Source organism: Kocuria turfanensis (assembly GCF_001580365.1).
Lineage (GTDB): Bacteria > Actinomycetota > Actinomycetes > Actinomycetales > Micrococcaceae > Kocuria > Kocuria turfanensis.
On sequence record NZ_CP014480.1, the window covers coordinates 3,673,713 to 3,692,914 of the forward strand.

The window sequence follows — 19,202 nt, forward strand, 5'->3', positions numbered from 1 at the left end:
CGCCCGACCAGGAGACCGCCCGATGACCCACCACCCCGAGCCCGGCCGCACCCGGCTGCAGCAGCGCTTCGGCCCCCGGGGCGGCGGCGTGCGCGCCGACCGGAAGTCCTCGGGCTTCGGCCGTCTGGTCGTGGTGGTCTACGCGGTGTTCTCGCTCTCGGCCGGGGTCCGGTCCCTGTACCAGATCCTCACCGACTTCGGCGCCGCCCCGCTGCCGTACCTGCTCTCCGCCTTCGCCGCGGCGGTGTACGTGCTGGCCACCGTGGCCCTCGCCCGGCCCGGCGCCCGCTGGCACCGCGTGGCCGTGGCCGCGGTGCTGGTGGAGCTGTGCGGGGTGCTCGGCGTGGGGCTGCTCTCGGTGCTCGCCCCCGAGCTCTTCCCCGAGGCCAGCGTGTGGTCGCACTTCGGCCAGGACTACGGCTACGTGCCGCTGGTCCTGCCCCTGGTCGGGCTGGTGTGGCTGTGGCGCTCCCGTCCCCGGGCCGCCGCCCCGGGAGCCTGAGCTCCCCGCCGGGGAGCCCGGCCCGGCCGCGCCGGGCGGCCGCCGGCAGCGGGTAGGCTCGTGCGCGGGCCCGAGCGCCCCGCGCCGCACCCCTCCCGAAAGGACCACGCCCATGCCCGCACGCCCCGACGGCGCCGGAGACTACGACGTCCCCGTCCTCACCGACGGGACCGTGGTCCTGCGCCGGCTCGAGGAGCGCGACGTCCCGCAGCTGGCCCGCAACTGCGCCGATCCCGCGGCCGCCGAGTTCACCACCGTGCCGCTGGGCTACACGGAGTCCGACGCCCGCTGGTACGTCGAGCACTTCGTCCCCGAGGCCTGGCGCGCGGGCCGCGAGTACAACTGGGCCGCCGCCGACGCCGCGACCGACCGCCTCTACGGGACCGTGGGGTTCAACGCGCTGCGCGGCACCACCGCCGACGTCGGGCTCAACTTCGGCCCGCACGCCCGGGGGACCGGGGCCGCCGAGGCCGCCTGCCGGCTGCTGCTCGACCACGGCTTCGAGCAGCTGGGCCTGACCTATGCTTACTGGGTGGCGAAGGTCCCCAACTGGGCCAGCCGCAAGCTCGCGTGGAAGCTGGGGTTCCGGTCGCCGGTGCGGATCGACGGGTTCATGGAGCAGCGCGGCGCCTCCGTGGACGCCTGGATCCTCACCCTCGGCGCCGACGACCCCCGCGCCCCCCGCACCCCCTGGGACGGCCCGCCCCCGCCCGGCGCCGCGCGCTGAAGCCCGCCCGTCCCGTCCCTGCCTGTCCCGATCCTGCCTGTCCCGATCCTGCGAGGAGAACCGTGTTCCGCTGGCGAGACCTCTCTGACGTCCCCCCGGGCTTCGGCCCGTCGGTGGTCACCCTCGGCAACTTCGACGGCGTCCACCGGGGCCACCAGCAGGTGATGTCCCAGCTCGTCAGCTCCGCCCGCGAGCGCGGCTGGGCCTCGGTCGTGGTGACGTTCGACCCGCACCCGGCCCAGGTGCACCGGCCCGACAGCCCGCCGGGGCTGATCATGGGCACCGAGGACAAGCTCGACGCCCTCGAGCAGACCGGGGCGGACGCGGTGCTCGTGCTGCGGTACACCCTGGAGCTCGCGGAGCAGACCGCCGAGGAGTTCGTGCTGGGCACCCTGGTCGGACCGCTCGGCGCCCGCTGCCTGGTGGTGGGCTCCGACACCCGCCTGGGCCGGGGCAACTCCGGCAACATCGACACGCTGCGGGAGCTGGGGGAGCGGCACGGCTTCGAGGTCCGGGTGGTCGACGACCTGCTGGACCCGCTGGACGGCGAGGACTCCCGGCACGCCCCGGCGGGCGAGCGGCGCTGCTCGTCGACGTGGATCCGCTCCTGCCTGCAGGCCGGGGACGTGCGCGCCGCCGCCCGGCTGCTCGGGCGCAACCACCGGGTGCGCGGGGAGGTGGTGCACGGGGCGGCCCGGGGGCGGGAGCTGGGCTACCCCACGGCCAACCTGTCTCCGGAGACGGCCGGCTTCGTCCCCGCGGACGGGATCTACGCCGGGTGGCTGGTCGACGCCCACGGCACCCGCTGGCCCACCGCGATCTCCGTGGGCTCCAACCCCACGTTCGAGAACGTCCCGCGCCAGGTGGAGGCCCACGTCATCGACCGCCCCGCGGAGCGGGTCGAGGACTTCGACCTCTACGGCCAGGACGTGGTCGTCGAGTTCGTGGAGCGTCTGCGCGGGATGGTCGCCTACGAGGGCGTCGACAAGCTCGTGGCGCAGATGGACGACGACGTCGCCCGCACCCGGCGGATCCTGGCCGCCGAGGGCTGAGCCCCCGGCGGCCCGGGGCTACATCTCCTCGTGGGTGTTCGGGTCGAAGCCCGAGCCGCTGATCCCGGTGTGCAGCATCTGCATCCGCTGCATCTGCTCCTCGTCGAGCTCCCAGTCGAAGACGTCCAGGTTCTCGGCCATCCGCCGGGTGTCGGAGGTCTTCGGGATCGGTACGGTCCGGGACTGCAGGTGCCAGCGCAGCACGACCTGCGCCGGGGTGCGCCCGGTCCGCCGGGCGATCCGCGCGATCCACTCGTGCTGGAGGACGTCCGTCTTGCGGCCCAGCGGGGACCAGGCCTGCGTGACGATGCGGTGCTCCTCGTGGAACTCCCGCAGCCGCTCCTGCTGGTACTGCGGGTGCAGCTCGACCTGGTTCACGGCCGGGGTCGTCCCGGTCTCCGCCACGAGGCGGCGGATGTGCGCCGGGGTGAAGTTGGACACCCCGACCGAGCGGACCAGGCCCTCCTCCTGCAGCTCCAGCATGGTCCGCCACGTCTCCACGTAGCGGTCCACCGACGGGTTCGGCCAGTGGATGAGGTAGAGGTCCACGTGGTCGGTGCCCAGCCGCCGCAGCGACCCGTCGAGGGAGCGGCGCACGGCGTCGGTGCCGTGGTCCCGGCCCGGCAGCTTGGTGGTCAGGAACAGCTCGTCGCGGGGCACGCCGGAGGCGGCGATCCCGCGGCCCACCCCGGCCTCGTTGCGGTAGTTCACGGCCGTGTCGACCATCCGGTAGCCGAGCATCAGCGCCTCGGCCACGTTCGCCTCCGCCTCGGCGTCGTCCATGGGGTAGGTCCCCAGGCCGATCGCGGGGATGCGCCGGCCGTCCCGCATGGTGTGCGTGCGGCCGGCCGGCTCGAGGCCCCGGCCCTCGTGGGTGTCCTTGCTCACGGGCTGCTCCTGTGCTCCGTGCCCGGCGCGCGTGCGCGCCGGGCCCTGGTCGTGGTGTCCTTCCCATCTTGGCCCACGGCCCCGGGAGCACCCAGCCCAGCGCGCCGCGGGCCGCCCCGCTGGGGTGATCCGCGCGCGTCCGGTAGACTTGACGGCGGTCCGACTGCAGTCCGTGGTTGTCGGATCCCCGGGAGCTCCCGGGACCCGGCGGCGAACCCGCCGACCGGGCCGCACGGTACTGACTCGAACGGAGTTACACGTGGCACTCGACGCCGCCGTCAAGCAGCAGATCATCCAGGACTTCGCCACCCACGAGGGCGACACCGGTTCTCCCGAGGTGCAGATCGCGGTCCTGACCCGCCGGATCGCCGATCTGACGGAGCACCTGAAGCAGCACAAGCACGACCACCACACCCGCCGCGGCCTGATGGCCCTGGTCGGTCGTCGTCGCCGCATGCTGACCTACCTGCGCGACACCGACATCACGCGCTACCGCACGCTCATCGAGCGCCTCGGCCTGCGCCGCTAGTCGGCCCCCGGCGGCGTCCCCCCGGCCCCCGGGAGGGCGCCGCCGAGCACCACCCCCGTCCGGCCCGGACGGGTGAGCACCACCGCACGCAGCAGCACCACCGAACCCCAGACGGGGCCACCGCGCCGATCATTCGCGGTCCTCGGTAGTGATCTCCGGAAACCGGACGGCCCCCGCGGGCCCCGGCGGTCCGTGGATCTCGATCGAAGACCGGGTGACGCGCGGACCGCCCCGCCGATCACGAAACGGAGGTGACCCTTGGAGGGTCCCGAGATCCAGTACGCCGAAGCCGTCATCGACAACGGCTCCTACGGAAAGCGCGTCGTGCGCTTCGAGACCGGCCGCCTCGCCAAGCAGGCCGCCGGCTCCACCCTCGTCTCCATCGACGAGGACACCACCATGCTCTCGGCCACCACGGTGGGCAAGTCCCCCCGCGAGGGCTTCGACTTCTTCCCCCTGACGGTCGACGTCGAGGAGCGCATGTACGCCGCCGGGCGCATCCCCGGCTCGTTCTTCCGCAGGGAGGGCCGCCCCTCCACGGACGCGATCCTCACCTGCCGCCTCATCGACCGCCCGCTGCGCCCGGCCTTCGGCAAGGGCATCCGCAACGAGGTCCAGGTCGTGGTGACGATCCTGTCCATCAACCCGGACGAGATCTACAACACCGTGGCGATCAACGCCGCGTCGATGTCCACGACCCTGTCCGGCATGCCCTTCCAGGGCCCGGTCGGCGGCGTGCGCATGGCCCTGATGGCCGGGGAGAACGGCCAGCACCAGTGGGTGGCCTTCCCGAAGCACTCCCAGCTCGAGAACGCCGTGTTCGACATGGCCGTGGCCGGCCGCGTCGTCACCGGCAAGGACGGCACCGAGGACGTCGCGATCATGATGGTCGAGGCCGAGGCCACCGACAACTCCTGGAACCTGATCAAGAGCAACGGCGCCGTGGCCCCCACGGAGGAGCTCGTGGCCCAGGGCCTCGAGGCCGCCAAGCCCGCGATCAAGGCCCTGTGCGACGCCCAGGCCGACCTCAAGGCCCGCGCCGGCAAGCCGGCGATGGAGCTGCCGCGCTTCGGCGGCTTCGGCGACGACGTCGAGGAGGCCGTGGCGGCCGCCGTCGGCACCCGGCTCGCCGAGGTCTACTCGATCGCCGACAAGCAGGAGCGCGAGACCGCGACCGACGAGCTGCACCAGTCGACCCTCGCGGAGCTGACCGGGGAGGGCAAGCCCTTCGCCGACCGCAAGGAGGAGGTCAACGGCGCCTACCAGGCCCTGACCAAGCAGACCGTGCGCCAGCGGATCCTCACCGAGCAGGTGCGCATCGACGGCCGCGGGCTGACGGACATCCGCCAGCTCACCGCCGAGGTCGAGGTCCTGCCCCGGGTCCACGGCTCCGCGATCTTCGAGCGCGGGGAGACCCAGATCATGGGCGTCACCACGCTGAACATGCTCAAGATGGAGCAGCAGATCGACTCGCTGTCCCCGGTCAAGCACAAGCGCTACGTGCACCACTACAACTTCCCGCCGTACTCCACCGGCGAGACCGGCCGCGTGGGCTCCCCGAAGCGCCGCGAGATCGGCCACGGCGCCCTGGCCGAGCGCGCCATCACCCCGGTGCTGCCCTCCCGCGAGGAGTTCCCCTACGCCATCCGCCAGGTCTCGGAGGCGCTGGGCTCCAACGGCTCCACGTCGATGGGCTCCGTGTGCGCCTCGACCCTGTCGCTGCTCAACGCCGGTGTGCCGCTGCGCGCCCCGGTCGCCGGCATCGCCATGGGCCTGGTCTCGGACGAGGTCGACGGGGAGACCCGCTACGCCGCGCTGACCGACATCCTGGGCGCGGAGGACGCGCTGGGCGACATGGACTTCAAGGTCGCCGGCACCGCCGAGTTCGTGACCGCGATCCAGCTCGACACCAAGCTCGACGGCATCCCCTCCTCCGTCCTGGACGCGGCCCTGACCCAGGCCCGCGAGGCCCGGCTGCACATCCTCGGGGTGCTCAACGCGGCCATCGACCAGCCGGACGAGATGAGCGAGTTCGCCCCGCGCGTGATCTCCGTGACGGTGCCCGTCTCCAAGATCGGTGAGGTCATCGGCCCCAAGGGCAAGATGATCAACCAGATCCAGGAGGACACCGGCACCGACATCTCCATCGAGGACGACGGCACCGTCTACATCGGCGCCACCGACGGCCCCTCGGCCGAGGCGGCCCGCGCGGCGATCAACGCGATCGCCAACCCGCAGGTCCCCGAGGTCGGGGAGCGCTACCTGGGCACCGTGGTCAAGACCACGACCTTCGGCGCCTTCGTCTCCCTGACCCCGGGCAAGGACGGCCTGCTGCACATCTCGGAGCTGCGCAAGCTCAACGAGGGCAAGCGCGTCACCGACGTCGAGGACGTCCTCGGCGTGGGCCAGAAGGTCCAGGTGGAGATCACCAAGGTCGACGACCGCGGCAAGCTCTCGCTGGCCCCGGTGGTCGCCGAGGAGCCCAACGTCTTCCCCGAGGACGACGTCGCCTCCGAGGTCTGAGCCGGGCCCGTCCCGCGCGCAGCAGAGCACGAGCACAGAAAGCAGCACACCTGGATGACGGCAGTCGATCTGCCGCTGGAGGCGGGCGACCGCGGCCCGGGGACCACCCCGGGCCCGGGCGCCCGCCTCTCGGCGGTCCTGAGCAGTTCACCGACCACCACCGCCGGGGCGTTGACCGCCGCGGCCGGGGGGTTCACGCACACCCTGCACGAGGGCGAGGGCGGCAACGTGGTGCGGCGCACCGTGCTGCCGTGCGGCACCCGCGTGCTCACCGAGCGGATGCCGGCCCAGCGCGCCGTGACGATCGGCTTCTGGGTGGGCGTCGGCTCCCGCGACGAGCAGCCCGGGCGGCTGGGCTCCACGCACTTCCTGGAGCACCTGCTGTTCAAGGGCACCACGCGGCGCTCGGCGCTGCAGATCGCCGAGGCCTTCGACGAGGTGGGCGGGGAGTCCAACGCGGCCACGGCCAAGGAGCACACCTGCTACTACGCCCGGGTGCTCGCCGAGGACCTGCCGATGTCCATCGACGTCATCACCGACATGGTCACCTCGGCCGTCCTCGACCCGGAGGAGCTCGAGCGGGAGCGGGGGGTGATCCTCGAGGAGCTGGCCATGGACAAGGACGACCCCGAGGACGTCGCCTTCGAGGAGTTCACCCAGCGGGTGCTGGGCGACCACCCGCTGGGCCGGCCGATCGGCGGCACCCCGGAGGAGATCCTGGCCGTGCCCCGCGACGCGGTGCTCGAGCACTACCGGCGGCACTACCGGCCCGAGGGCCTCGTGGTCACGGCCGCCGGCGGGCTGGAGCACGACGTGGTGGTGGGCCTCGTCGCGGAGGCCCTCGGCCGCGCCGGCTGGGACCCGTCCGCACCGGCCGCCCCGGTGGCCCGGCGCGAGCGCACCCCCGCCCCGCTGGCCCCCGCGTGGGGCGAGCACTTCCTGGAGCGGCCCGTGGAGCAGACCAACGTGCTCGTGGGCCGGCCCGGGATCGTGGCCGGCGACGAGCGCCGCTTCGCGATGACCGTGCTCAACGCCGCGCTGGGCGGCGGGATGTCCTCCCGCCTGTTCCAGGAGATCCGGGAGAAGCGCGGGCTGGCCTACAGCACGTTCTCCTTCTCGGGGGCGTACTCGGACGCCGGCTACTTCGGGATGTACGCCGGGTGCCTGCCGGCGCGCACCGACGAGGTCGTGGCGCTGATGACGGGCGAGCTCGAGACCCTCGCCGCGGACGGGATCGGCGCCGACGAGCTGCGCAAGGTCGTCGGCCAGCTCGGCGGCGGCACCGTGCTCGCCCTGGAGGACACCGGCTCGCGGATGTCGCGGCTGGGCTCGGCGGAACTGAAGTCGGGGGAGTTCCTCGACATCGACGAGTCGCTGGAGCGGGTGCGCTCCGTGACCCCCGAGCAGGTCCGGGAGCTCGCCGCGTGGCTCGCCGAGGGCCCCGTCGTCACCACCATCGTGGCGCCCTCCCGCCGCTGACCGCCGTCCCCGCACCCCGTGTGACCTAGAGTTGGAGCCATGACCGAGAGCACCGCCCCCGTGTCCACCGACGCCGCGACCACCGACGCCGCGGCGTCCGTCCCCGCCCCGCTGCGGGTCGCCGTGCTCGGCGCCCGCGGCCGGATGGGCAGCGAGGCCGTGCAGGCGGTGCGCCGCGCCGAGGGCCTGCAGCTCGTCGCCGAGCTCGGCCGGGAGGACTCCCTGCAGGCCCTGGTCGCCGCCGGCGCCGAGGTGGTGGTCGACCTCACCGTCCCCTCCGCCACGGAGGCCAACGTCCGCTTCGCCGTGGCGCACGGCATCCACTGCGTGGTCGGCACCACCGGCTGGGACGCCGAGCGGCTGGACCGGCTCGGGGTGCTCCTGGCCGAGCACCCGGGGGTGGGCGTGCTGATCGCCCCCAACTTCTCGGTCGGGGCGGTGCTGGCCATGCGCTTCTCCGCCCAGGCCGCCCGGTTCTTCGAGTCGGTGGAGATCGTGGAGCTGCACCACCCGGACAAGGTCGACGCCCCCTCCGGCACGGCCGCGCGCACCGCGGCCCTCGTCGGCGAGGCGCGTCGGGCCGCCGGGGCGGGGCCGTCGCCCGACGCCACCGAGCACGACCCGGCCGGCGCGCGCGGGGCGCTCGTCGACGACGTCCGGGTGCACTCGGTGCGCCTGCGCGGGCTGGTGGCCCACCAGGAGACGCTGCTCGGCGGCGTGGGGGAGCAGCTCACCATCCGGCACGACTCCTTCGACCGGATCTCCTTCATGACCGGCGTGGTCCTCGGCGTGCGCGAGGTCGGCTCCCACCCGGGGCTCACGCACGGCCTCGAGGGCTACCTCGACCTGGGGCTGTGACCCGGTGAGCTCGATGCGCGTCTGGGGCTGGGCGCTGCTCGCGGCCGGCGCCCTGACGCTGTGGCTGCTGCCCATCCCGGGCGGCTCGAAGCTGTGGATCCTCGCGGTGCTCGTCTTCGCCGGCGTCTTCACGCTGCTGGAGTCCACGAGCCGGGCCAAGGCGCTGGCCGCGGCCATGACCGCCCTGCTCGTCGTCTACCTCGCCCTGAGCCTGCACCGCGCGGCCCTGCTGCTGGGCACCGAGGGCTGGATCCCCAAGGCCTTCGGCCTGGCCCTGCTGGTGCTGCCGGCCGTGGGCGTGTGGGCGCTCGTGCGCGAGGTCCTCTTCGGCGTCCGCACCGAGCAGCTCGGCCGCACCCTGGAGGAGGAGGGCGGGCTGCCCGCGGACGACCTGCCGCGCACCCCGGGCGGCCGGATCGTGCGGGAGGCCGCCGACGAGCGGTTCCACGTCCACCGGGCGCAGACCGAGGAGGACCCCCGGGACTGGCGCAACTGGTACCGGCTCTCCCTGGCCTACGCCGCCGCCGGGGACCGCCGCCGCGCCCGCTCGGCGATGCGCGACGCCGTGGCCCTGTCCCGCGGGCGCCCGGCCCGCAACGTGGAGGCCGCCGGCCCGGCCGGCGACGGCCTGGACTGAGCCGTGGCCGCCACGACCCGCCCCGTCGGCGGCCCCGGGGTCCGCCCGTCCCGGCGCGGACCCCGGCACGGAGACGGTAGCCTGGGGCCCATGACTGACTTCGCCACGTCCTCCGCCGCCGACCGCCCCACCACCCCGGACAAGCCCCTGTTCGGGACGCTGCTCACCGCGATGATCACCGTCTTCGCCGAGGACGGCTCCGTGGACCTGGAGGGCACAGCGGCCGTGGCGGAGCGCCTCGTCGACGACGGCTGCGACGGCCTGGTGGTCTGCGGCACCACGGGCGAGTACTCGACCATGACCGACGAGGAGAACCTCTCCGTGTTCCGCGCGGTCAAGGACGCCGTGGGCTCCCGCGTGCCGCTGCTGGCCGGCACCGGCTCCAACGACACCGAGCACTCCCGCTACCTCTCCCGCGCGGCCGAGAAGATCGGCATGGACGGGCTGCTCATCGTCACCCCCTACTACAACAAGCCCACCCAGACCGGCGTGGAGGCGCACTTCCGCAGCCTCGCCGACTCCGTGGACCTGCCGATCATGCTCTACGACATCCCCGGCCGCGCCGGCATCCCGATCGCCACGGAGACCCTGGTCTCCCTCGCGGGCCACCCCAACATCGTGGCCGTCAAGGACGCCAAGGCGGACCTGCTCGCCGCCACCCGGGTGCTGGCCGAGACCGACCTGCTCTACTACTCCGGCGACGACGGGCTGACCCTGCCGTGGATGTCCCTCGGCGCCGCCGGCCTGGTGGGCGTCACCACGCACGTGGCCACCGCCGAGTACCGCCGGCTCATCGACGCCGTGCGCGCCGACGACCTCGGCACGGCCCAGCGCATCAACCTGGACCTCGAGCCCGTGGTCCGCGCCACCATGACCCGCGCCCCCGGCGCCGTGGCGGCCAAGACGATCCTCATGTGGCAGGGCAAGCTGCCGCACAACACCGTGCGGCTCCCGCACGTCCCACCCACGGAGGCCGAGGCCGCCCTGATCCGCGCGGATCTGGAGGGCTCGATCGTCTCCGGCACCATCGAATGACGAAAGAGTCACATGACCCAATGGCACACTGACCTGTCCGCTCCCCCCGCCCTCGGCGAGGACGCCCTGCGCGTCGTCCCGCTGGGCGGGCTGGGCGAGGTCGGCAGAAACATGACGGTGTTCGAGATCAACGGGCAGCTGCTCGTGATCGACTGCGGGGTCCTGTTCCCCGAGGAGACCCAGCCCGGCGTGGACCTGATCCTCCCGGACATCAACTACATCATCGACCGGCTCGACGACGTCGTGGCCGTGGTGCTCACGCACGGGCACGAGGACCACATCGGCGCCGTGCCCTACCTGCTCAAGCGCCGGCCGGACATCCCCGTCATCGGCTCCCAGCTCACGCTCGCGCTCATCGAGGCCAAGCTCCAGGAGCACCGCATCAAGCCCTACACCATGGCGGTGCGCGAGGGGCAGGTCGAGCGGCTCGGCGAGTTCGAGGTCGAGTTCGTCGCCGTCAACCACTCCATCCCCGACGCGCTGGCCGTGTTCCTGCGCACCCGGGCCGGCACGGTGCTGCACACCGGCGACTTCAAGATGGACCAGCTGCCCCTCGACGGCCGGATCACCGACCTGCGCCACTTCGCCCGGCTCGGCGAGGAGGGCGTGGACCTGTTCCTCACCGACTCCACCAACGCCGAGGTCCCCGGGTTCACCCCCACGGAGAAGCACATCGGCCCGGTGCTGGCCGACGTGATCGGCCGGGCCCCCAAGCGCGTGGTCGTGGCGTCCTTCTCCTCCCACGTCCACCGGGTGCAGCAGGTGCTCGACGCCGCGGCCGAGCACGGGCGCAAGGTCGTCTTCATGGGCCGGTCCATGGTGCGCAACATGACCATCGCCGAGAAGCTCGGCTACCTCGAGGTCCCGCCGAACACCCTGGTGGACCAGAAGAAGATCGACGACCACGCCGACGCCCAGCTGGTCATCATGTGCACCGGCTCGCAGGGCGAGCCGATGGCCGCGCTGTCGCGGATGGCCAACGGGGACCACAAGGTCCAGCTCACCGAGGGGGACACCGTGATCCTCGCGTCCTCCCTCATCCCGGGCAACGAGAACTCCGTGTTCCGGATCATCAACGGACTCATGCGCCTGGGCGCGAACGTGGTGCACAAGAGCAACGCCAAGGTCCACGTCTCCGGGCACGCCGCCGCCGGGGAGCTGCTGTACTGCTACAACATCATCGAGCCCGAGTACGTCATGCCGGTGCACGGCGAGGTCCGCCACCTCATCGCCAACGGCAAGCTCGCGGAGGAGACGGGCGTCCCCACCGACCACGTGCTGCTGGCGGAGAACGGCACCGTGGTGGACATGACCGCCGGCCGGGTCCGGATCACCGGGCAGGTCGAGTGCGGGGACGTCTACGTGGACGGCTCCTCCGTGGGCACCATCACCGACGCCGACCTCAAGGACCGCCTGGTGCTGGCCGAGGAGGGCTTCATCTCGGTGATCACCGTGGTCAACCGCGACACCGGCAAGGTCGTCTCCGGCCCCGACGTGCACGCGCGGGGCGTGGCCGAGGACGACCGGGTCTTCGAGGACATCAAGCCGAAGATCACCGCCGCCCTCGAGGACGCGATCAACCACTCGGGCAAGAACCACACCACCCAGCAGCTCCAGCAGGTGGTGCGCCGCACGATCGGCTCCTGGGTGAGCCGCAAGCTGCGCCGCAAGCCCATGATCGTCCCGGTGGTCATCGAGGCCTGAGCACCCGGCCTCCTCCGCCCGTGCGGCACCGTGGGCGGGGGGAGGCCGTGGTCTACCCTGGGAGCATGGCGACTCGTACTTCCCCTGCCCGCAAGGGCGCCTCGACGTCGCGTGGCAAGAACAGCACGTCTTCCGCGCGGTCGTCGGGAACCAACCGGAAAACCCCCACCCGCCCCGCCACCGCGGCGCGGGGCTCCTCCGCGCGCCCGGCCGACAGCTCGCCGGGAGCGCTGCACGCCCTCGGCGCCGCCCTGCTGTGGTGCGCCCGCGTGGTCGGGGGCGCCTGGACGGCCGTCGCCCACGTGGTCGGCGGCGCGGTGCGCCGGATGGGCACCCTGCGCACCGACGTGCCCGCCGAGCGGCTGCGCGACGGCGGGGCGCTCTTCCTGCTGCTGCTCGGGCTGCTCAGCGCCGCCGTGGAGTGGTGGAACCTGCCCGCCGCCCCGGCCGCCTGGATCGCCGTGCCCGCCGCCGTGGTGCACCAGGTGCTCGCCGGCACCTTCGGCTGGATGGCCCTGGTCCTGCCCCTGCCCCTGACCGGCTTCGCCCTGCGCCGCTTCCGGCACCCGGAGGAGACCTCCGCCAACAACCGGATCGCCATCGGCCTGGGCGCCGCGGTGGTGGCCGGCTCGGGCCTGGCCCATCTCTTCCTGGGCCACCCCTCGATGAGCGACGGCCGCGAGGCCCTGGCCGCTGCCGGGGGTACCGTCGGGTTCCTCGCCGCCGACCCGCTCAGCGCCCTCGTCACCCCGGTCGGGGCCGGCGCGGTGTTCGTCGCCGTCCTGTTCCTGTCCGTGCTCGTGATCACCGCCACCCCCGTGAACCTCATCGGTCCCCGGCTGAAGCAGGGCTACTGGCGGCTGATGGGCCAGGACGGGCCCGTCTCCGCGACCGACCTGTCCTCCGAGCACCACGACCGCTCCTACCTCGACGAGCACCACGCGCGCGCCGAGGCCGCCAAGACCCGGCGGCAGAAGCGCCGCGAGCGCAAGGAGGCCGAGGCCGAGCGGCGCGCCCTGGACGGCTACCGCGGGGACGAGGCCTTCGAACGGGCCGTCGTCGACCAGGAGCAGTCCGGGGCCGAGGCCCCCACCCGCGTCTTCGACGTCGACTCCGCCCGCGCCGCCCGGCGCAAGGCCGCCGCCGCAGGGGCCGCCGGCACCGCGGAGGCGGCCGGGACACCGGCCGAGGAGCAGGCGCCGCAGCCCCCGGCCGGTCCGCGCCCGGGCCAGAAGCGCCCCACCCAGGAGCAGGTCGCCGCCACGAGGCTGCGCCGGGAGCAGGGCCTCGAGCCGGCCGCGGACACGGCCGCCGGCTCCGGCTCCCCGGCCCTCGAGGACGTGGCGGCCGCACCGGCGGGCTCGACCTCCGTCACCGCCCGCACGCACACCCCCGAGGCCCCCATCCCGGCCCGGGCGGAGCAGCTCAAGCTCGAGGGGGACATCGCCTACTCCCTGCCCACGCCCGGGGCGCTCGTGCAGGGCCCCCCGCCCAAGGAGCGCTCGGAGGCCAACGACGCCGTGGTCGCCGCCCTGACCAGCGTCCTGGAGCAGTTCAACGTCGACGCCGTGGTCACGGGCTTCTCCCGCGGGCCCACCGTCACCCGGTACGAGATCGAGCTGGGCTCCGGCACGAAGGTCGAGCGGGTCACGGCGCTGTCGAAGAACATCGCCTACGCGGTGGCCTCCGCCGACGTGCGCATCCTCTCGCCGATCCCGGGCCGCTCGGCGATCGGGATCGAGATCCCCAACACCGACCGCGAGACGGTGTCCCTCGGCGACGTCCTGCGCTCGCACAACGCCCGCAAGACCGAGCACCCCATGGTCATGGGCGTGGGCAAGGACGTGGAGGGCGGCTACGTGGTGGCCAACCTCGCGAAGATGCCGCACCTGCTCGTGGCCGGCGCCACCGGGGCGGGCAAGTCCAGCTTCGTGAACTCGATGATCGTCTCGCTGCTGATGCGCGCCACCCCCGACGAGGTGCGGATGGTCATGGTCGACCCCAAGCGCGTCGAGCTGACCGCCTACGAGGGCGTCCCGCACCTGATCACCCCCATCATCACCAACCCCAAGAAGGCCGCCGAGGCGCTGCAGTGGGTCGTGCGGGAGATGGACGCCCGCTACGACGACCTCTCCCACTACGGCTACAAGCACGTCGACGACTTCAACAAGGCCGTGCGCAACGGCAAGGTCCAGCCCGAGCCCGGCTCCAAGCGGGTGATCCGGCCCTATCCGTACCTGCTCGTGATCGTGGACGAGCTCGCCGACCTCATGATGGTCGCCCCGCGCGACGTCGAGGACGCGATCGTGCGGATCACCCAGCTAGCCCGCGCGGCCGGGATCCACCTGGTGCTCGCGACCCAGCGGCCTTCCGTGGACGTGGTCACCGGCCTGATCAAGGCCAACGTGCCCTCCCGGATGGCGTTCGCCACCTCCTCGGTCACCGACTCCCGGGTGGTCCTGGACCAGCCCGGCGCCGAGAAGCTCATCGGCCAGGGCGACGCCCTCTTCCTGCCCATGGGCGCCTCCAAGCCCATGCGCGTGCAGGGCGCGTGGGTCTCCGAGTCGGAGATCCACGAGGTCGTCGACCACGTCAAGGGCCAGATGAAGGCCCACTACCGGGACGACGTCGTCCAGGAGGCCCCCAAGAAGGCCATCGACGAGGACATCGGGGACGACCTCGACGTGCTCCTGCAGGCCACCGAGCTCGTGGTCACCACGCAGTTCGGCTCCACCTCCATGCTGCAGCGCAAGCTGCGGGTGGGCTTCGCCAAGGCCGGCCGGCTCATGGACCTGCTGGAGTCCCGCGGCGTCGTCGGGCCCTCCGAGGGCTCCAAGGCCCGGGACGTGCTCGTCAAGCCCGACGACCTCGCCGCGACCCTGGCCGTGCTCCGCGGCGAGGAGCCGCCGGCGCCGGCCGGCGGGACCGGCGGATCCGTCGACTACGGGGAGGACCCGGTCGAGGCCTCGCTGGCGGCCACCGCGGTCGACCACCACGACGGCGCCGAGGACCCCGAGGGCTCCGAGGACGCCTGGCAGCTCACCGGCCGCTGAGCCCGCACCGACCACCACCACCAGGAAGCGAGCACCCGATGAGCCCTGCGGACCCGGCCTCCAACCTCAACCTGCCCAATGCGCTCACCGCCCTGCGCATCGTGCTGGTGCCCTTCTTCGTCTGGTTCCTGTGGGCGGGCGGCACCCAGGGGGAGGACTCCGCGGCCATGCGGTGGGCCGCCCTCGCGGTGTTCGCCGTGGCCATGTACACCGACAAGCTCGACGGCGACATCGCCCGGGCCCGCGGGCTGATCACCAGCTTCGGCAAGATCGCCGACCCGATCGCGGACAAGCTGCTCACCGGGGCCGCCTTCGTGGTGCTCTCGATGCTGGGGGAGCTGTGGTGGTGGGTGACCGTGGTGATCCTGGTGCGCGAGTGGGGCATCACGGTCCTGCGCTTCGTCGTGATCCGCTACGGGGTGATGGCCGCCTCCAAGGGCGGCAAGCTCAAGACGGTCCTGCAGACCGTCGCGCTGCTGCTGCTGCTCCTGCCCCTGGCCCCGCTGGTGGGGGCCTGGTGGCCGTGGCTGGGCTGGACCGTCATGGGCGCCGCGCTGGTGGTCACGGTGGTGACCGGCGTGGACTACGTGGTCAAGGCCGTGCAGCTGCGCCGCCGCTCGCTGGCCGGGCGGAACCCGGCGTGAGCGGCCCGCGGCCGGGCGCCGCCGCGCTCGTCGAGGCGGCCGTCCGGCGGGGCCTGACGATCGCCACCGCCGAGTCGCTGACCGGGGGCGCCCTGGCCGCCGCCGTGGTCGACGTCCCCGGGGCCTCGGGCTGCTTCGAGGGCGCGGTCGTGTCCTACTCCAACCGGGTCAAGACCGAGGTCCTCGGCGTCCCGGCGGCGCTGCTGGCCGAGCGCGGCTCCGTGGATCCCGACGTCGCGGCGGCCATGGCCGAGGGCGCCCGCCGGGTGCTGGGCACGGACTGGGCCGTGGCCACCACCGGCGTCGCCGGCCCGGAGCCGCACGACGGCCGGCCGGTGGGCACGGTCTTCCTCGGCCTGGCCGGCCCCCGGGGCGCGACCGCCGTGGAGCTGCAGGCGACGGGCGACCGCGCGGCCGTCCGGGCGGCCACCGTGGCCGCGGCCCTGGAGCGGCTCACCGCCGCCATCCTGCTCCCAGACAACTCCCAGTGAAAAAGTGCGGTCGGCGGGGAAGAATGGAAACGTCAGGGTGGTTAGCAATGATCGCAGGCTCGAGTTGAGCCGTTCGAAGTCAAGATGTCGACCGGCCGGCGCCGGGGACACCGTCCGCAGCAGGCGGTGACACTGCCGCACACATGAGGAGACAAGCGATTCACATGACGAAGCAACCCGTGTCCGTCAATGGCGTCGTCCGTTGGAAGGACGTGGGCCTGGACGAGCACAGCGGTACCGAGACGAAGGACATGAAGATGGGTGTACTCCGCCAGGAGATCGGTGAGGTTCTCCGCAACGTCCGTCAGCGTCAGGGGCGCACCCTCCGGGAGGTCTCCCACAGCGCCCGCGTCTCCCTCGGCTACCTGAGCGAGGTGGAGCGCGGGCAGAAGGAGGCCTCCTCGGAGCTGCTCGCCTCGATCTGTGCCGCCCTCGACATCCCGATGTCGCAGATGCTGCGCGAGGTCGCCGACCGGCTCGCCTACGCCGAGGGCCTCCTGGTCCCGGACACGGTGCCCAGCGACCTGACCGAGCAGTACTCGCGGGAGTTCGGCCGCGTCAACGGCGGCGAGGCCGCCGCGGCCGGCGCCCGCTGAGCAGCCCGGGCGGTCTCCCGCCCACCACGACGTCCCGGAGGGCTCGTCGGTCCCAGGACCGCCGGGCCCTCCGGCACGTGACCGCCCCGCCGCCGGCACCGCGACGGGCCCCGCGCGGCGGGACACCGCACGACGACGCACCACGACGACGCATCACGACGGGGCACGACCCCGCACTGCGGACCGGCAGGACGCAGCACGACCGAGGAGGACGCGCATGAGGCTCAGCAGCTTCTGGGAGCTGATGGCCGACGAGTTCGGGGCGGGCTACAGCAAGGTCCTGGCCCGGGACCTGGTGCTCGGGGAACTCGGTCACCGCACGGCCGAGGAGGCCATCGAGGACGGGGAGGACCCGCGCACCGTGTGGTTCGCCCTGTGCCGGGCGCAGGACGTGCCGGAGTCGCGCTGGTGGGGCGCGGACCGGCCCCCGCGGGGCTGATCCGCGCCGCTCCCGGCGCGCCCGTGGACCCGGGGAGGGTTCGAAGGTATATTCGACACCGCAGCGTGGACTGCACAGCCCGCTCCCGTCCGGGCCGCCGGCCGGTGGGCGTCCCCAGGCCCGGTGCGGAGGCCTTAGGGTGTCCGACCGCGGCGATACCGTGGAACACGAAACGACCAGCAAGAACGGTTCCGGCCGCACCGGCGGAACCCCCCGACCACGAGGTGAACCATGGCAGCCAAGGGCAACAAACAGAGCGCCGACCAGCAGTTCGGCAGCGACCGCGAGAAGGCTCTCGAGACCGTCCTCGCGCAGATCGACAAGAACTACGGCAAGGGCTCGGTGATGCGCCTGGGCGACCGCCCGGCCACCAAGATCGAGACCATCCCCACCGGCTCCATCGCGATGGACGTCGCGCTGGGCATCGGCGGGTTCCCGCGCGGGCGCGTCGTGGAGATCTACGGCCCGGAGTCCTCCGGCAAGACCACCGTGGCGCTGCACGCGGTGGCCAACGTGCAGAAGGCCGGCGGGATCGCCGCCTTCATCGACGCCGAGCACGCCCTGGACCCCGCCTACGCCGAGAAGCTGGGCGTGGACACCGACAGCCTGCTGGTCTCGCAGCCGGACACCGGTGAGCAGGCCCTCGAGATCATGGACATGCTGGTGGGCTCCGGGTCCATCGACATCATCGTGATCGACTCGGTGGCGGCCCTGGTGCCCAAGGCCGAGATCGAGGGGGAGATGGGCGACAGCCACGTCGGTCTGCAGGCACGGCTCATGAGCCAGGCGCTGCGCAAGATCACCGGCCGGCTCTCGCACTCGAACACCACCGCGATCTTCATCAACCAGCTGCGCGAGAAGATCGGCGTGTTCTTCGGCAGCCCCGAGACCACCACCGGTGGCAAGGCGCTGAAGTTCTACGCCTCGGTGCGCGTGGACGTGCGCCGCATCGAGACGCTCAAGGACGGGGCGAACCCGGTGGGCAACCGCACCCGCGCCAAGATCGTCAAGAACAAGATGGCCCCGCCCTTCAAGCAGGCCGAGTTCGACATCCTCTACGGGGAGGGCATCTCCACCGAGGGCGGGCTCATCGACATGGGCGTGGAGCACGGCATCGTGAAGAAGTCCGGGGCCTGGTTCACCTACGAGGGGGACCAGCTCGGGCAGGGCAAGGAGAACGCCCGACGTTTCCTGAAGGACAACCCGGAGCTGGCGGAGGAGATCGAGCGACGGATCCTGGTCAAGCTCGGGATCGTGGCCGAGCCCGAGAGCGCCGCGGAGGCCGAGGAGGAGTCGCCGGTCGCCGGACTGCCCTCCGAGGTCGGCGGCCCGGCCTTCTGAGCGGGTCCGTGACCGAGAGCCCCTACGCACGCCGGCGCCGCCGGTCCTCCGCCCGCCACCGCGGGCCGGAGGACCCGGCGGCGTCGGCGTCCGCGGCCCAGGACCCGGAGCCCGACCCGCGGGAGGTCGCCCGGGCGATCGTGCTGCGCCAGCTCACGGCCTCGGCCAAGAGCCGCCGGCAGCTCGAGGACAAGCTCGCCGATCGCAACGTCCCCGAGGACGTGGCCGGGGAGGTGCTGGACCGCTTCGAGGAGGTCGGCCTCGTCGACGACGCCCAGTACGCGGAGCTCTACGTCCGCTCCCGCGCCGGCTCCCGCAAACTGGCCCGCTCGGCGATCCGCCGGGAACTGGCCACCCGCGGCGTCCCGGGCGAGCTCGCCGAGGCGGCGCTCGAGCAGCGCACCGACGAGGACGAGCGGGCCGACGCCGCGGAGCTGGTGCGCCGGAAGCTGCCGGCGGGACTGGACCTGACGGACCGCACCGAGCGGGGCCGGGCGGTGCGCCGGCTGGTCGGGATGCTCGGGCGCAAGGGCTACGCCCCGGGACTGGCCTTCGCCGTCGTCAAGGACGAGCTCGAGGCCCGCACCGGCGCCCCCGCGGACGACGACGGCGTGGACGAGACCTACCCCGACACCCCCTGACCGGCAACGGGCCCGCCGCGCCCGGGGGCTGCGGGGCCGGCGGCCCGCTGCGCCCCGGCCCGG

18 protein-coding genes are annotated in these 19,202 nt (G+C 73.1%); 17 read left to right on the plus strand and 1 reads right to left on the minus strand.

Annotated elements, in window-relative coordinates; translation table 11 throughout:
- Positions 1 to 22: 22 nt before the first annotated feature.
- The 3 genes from AYX06_RS16735 (at position 23) to AYX06_RS16745 (ending at position 2,281) form a co-directional block, all read left to right on the plus strand.
- Positions 23 to 502 (plus strand): hypothetical protein, encoded by a 480-nt coding sequence (locus AYX06_RS16735; RefSeq protein ID WP_062736734.1) that lies wholly within the window; start codon positions 23 to 25, stop codon positions 500 to 502.
- 112 nt (positions 503 to 614) lie between these two features.
- The gene (locus tag AYX06_RS16740) at positions 615 to 1,229 is read left to right on the plus strand and encodes a GNAT family N-acetyltransferase (RefSeq protein ID WP_062736735.1); all 615 of its coding nucleotides are present in this window, start codon (positions 615 to 617) and stop codon (positions 1,227 to 1,229) included.
- A 62-nt stretch (positions 1,230 to 1,291) separates the two neighbouring features.
- A complete protein-coding gene (locus tag AYX06_RS16745; RefSeq protein ID WP_062736736.1) occupies positions 1,292 to 2,281 on the plus strand; it encodes a bifunctional riboflavin kinase/FAD synthetase in 990 nt (329 codons plus the stop codon).
- Between the two features lie 18 nt (positions 2,282 to 2,299).
- Here the strand turns inward: AYX06_RS16745 and AYX06_RS16750 are convergent, their stop codons facing one another.
- Positions 2,300 to 3,169 (minus strand): aldo/keto reductase, encoded by an 870-nt coding sequence (locus AYX06_RS16750; protein WP_371860052.1) that lies wholly within the window; start codon positions 3,167 to 3,169, stop codon positions 2,300 to 2,302.
- 259 nt (positions 3,170 to 3,428) lie between these two features.
- Between AYX06_RS16750 and rpsO the strand changes: the two genes are divergently transcribed.
- The 14 genes from rpsO to AYX06_RS16820 all read left to right on the plus strand — a co-directional run bounded on the left by rpsO (position 3,429) and on the right by AYX06_RS16820 (position 19,139).
- A complete protein-coding gene (gene rpsO, locus AYX06_RS16755) occupies positions 3,429 to 3,698 on the plus strand; it encodes a 30S ribosomal protein S15 (RefSeq protein WP_047802795.1) in 270 nt (89 codons plus the stop codon).
- Between the two features lie 258 nt (positions 3,699 to 3,956).
- Positions 3,957 to 6,221, plus strand: coding sequence for a polyribonucleotide nucleotidyltransferase (locus AYX06_RS16760; RefSeq protein WP_062736737.1), 2,265 nt, complete (start codon positions 3,957 to 3,959; stop codon positions 6,219 to 6,221).
- A 54-nt stretch (positions 6,222 to 6,275) separates the two neighbouring features.
- Positions 6,276 to 7,700: a M16 family metallopeptidase gene (locus tag AYX06_RS16765; protein WP_062736738.1), complete on the plus strand. Its 1,425-nt coding sequence runs from the start codon at positions 6,276 to 6,278 to the stop codon at positions 7,698 to 7,700.
- Positions 7,701 to 7,739: 39 nt separating this feature from the next.
- Positions 7,740 to 8,558: a 4-hydroxy-tetrahydrodipicolinate reductase gene (gene dapB / locus AYX06_RS16770; protein WP_084271695.1), complete on the plus strand. Its 819-nt coding sequence runs from the start codon at positions 7,740 to 7,742 to the stop codon at positions 8,556 to 8,558.
- 13 nt (positions 8,559 to 8,571) lie between these two features.
- Positions 8,572 to 9,195, plus strand: coding sequence for a hypothetical protein (locus tag AYX06_RS16775; RefSeq protein ID WP_371860054.1), 624 nt, complete (start codon positions 8,572 to 8,574; stop codon positions 9,193 to 9,195).
- A gap of 90 nt (positions 9,196 to 9,285) precedes the next feature.
- On the plus strand, positions 9,286 to 10,230 hold the full coding sequence (dapA, locus tag AYX06_RS16780) for a 4-hydroxy-tetrahydrodipicolinate synthase (RefSeq protein WP_062736739.1): 945 nt from the start codon (positions 9,286 to 9,288) through the stop codon (positions 10,228 to 10,230).
- Between the two features lie 12 nt (positions 10,231 to 10,242).
- Positions 10,243 to 11,934, plus strand: coding sequence for a ribonuclease J (locus AYX06_RS16785; RefSeq protein ID WP_062736740.1), 1,692 nt, complete (start codon positions 10,243 to 10,245; stop codon positions 11,932 to 11,934).
- Positions 11,935 to 11,999: 65 nt separating this feature from the next.
- Positions 12,000 to 14,987, plus strand: coding sequence for an FtsK/SpoIIIE family DNA translocase (locus tag AYX06_RS16790; protein ID WP_062736741.1), 2,988 nt, complete (start codon positions 12,000 to 12,002; stop codon positions 14,985 to 14,987).
- Positions 14,988 to 15,025: 38 nt separating this feature from the next.
- Complete coding sequence (pgsA, locus tag AYX06_RS16795) at positions 15,026 to 15,631, plus strand: CDP-diacylglycerol--glycerol-3-phosphate 3-phosphatidyltransferase (RefSeq protein ID WP_062736742.1); 606 nt, start codon at positions 15,026 to 15,028, stop codon at positions 15,629 to 15,631.
- Positions 15,628 to 16,122 (plus strand): CinA family protein, encoded by a 495-nt coding sequence (locus tag AYX06_RS16800; protein WP_062736743.1) that lies wholly within the window; start codon positions 15,628 to 15,630, stop codon positions 16,120 to 16,122. Before pgsA ends, AYX06_RS16800 begins: the two co-directional genes overlap by 4 nt.
- 164 nt (positions 16,123 to 16,286) lie before the next feature.
- Positions 16,287 to 16,718: a helix-turn-helix domain-containing protein gene (locus tag AYX06_RS16805; protein ID WP_062736744.1), complete on the plus strand. Its 432-nt coding sequence runs from the start codon at positions 16,287 to 16,289 to the stop codon at positions 16,716 to 16,718.
- A gap of 217 nt (positions 16,719 to 16,935) precedes the next feature.
- Positions 16,936 to 17,157, plus strand: a complete 222-nt coding sequence (locus tag AYX06_RS16810) for a DUF3046 domain-containing protein (RefSeq protein WP_062736745.1) — start codon at positions 16,936 to 16,938, stop codon at positions 17,155 to 17,157.
- A 231-nt stretch (positions 17,158 to 17,388) separates the two neighbouring features.
- Complete coding sequence (gene recA / locus AYX06_RS16815) at positions 17,389 to 18,498, plus strand: recombinase RecA (RefSeq protein WP_062736746.1); 1,110 nt, start codon at positions 17,389 to 17,391, stop codon at positions 18,496 to 18,498.
- An 8-nt stretch (positions 18,499 to 18,506) separates the two neighbouring features.
- Entirely contained in the window at positions 18,507 to 19,139 is a 633-nt protein-coding gene (locus AYX06_RS16820) for a regulatory protein RecX (RefSeq protein WP_062736747.1), read from the plus strand.
- Positions 19,140 to 19,202 lie beyond the last annotated feature (63 nt).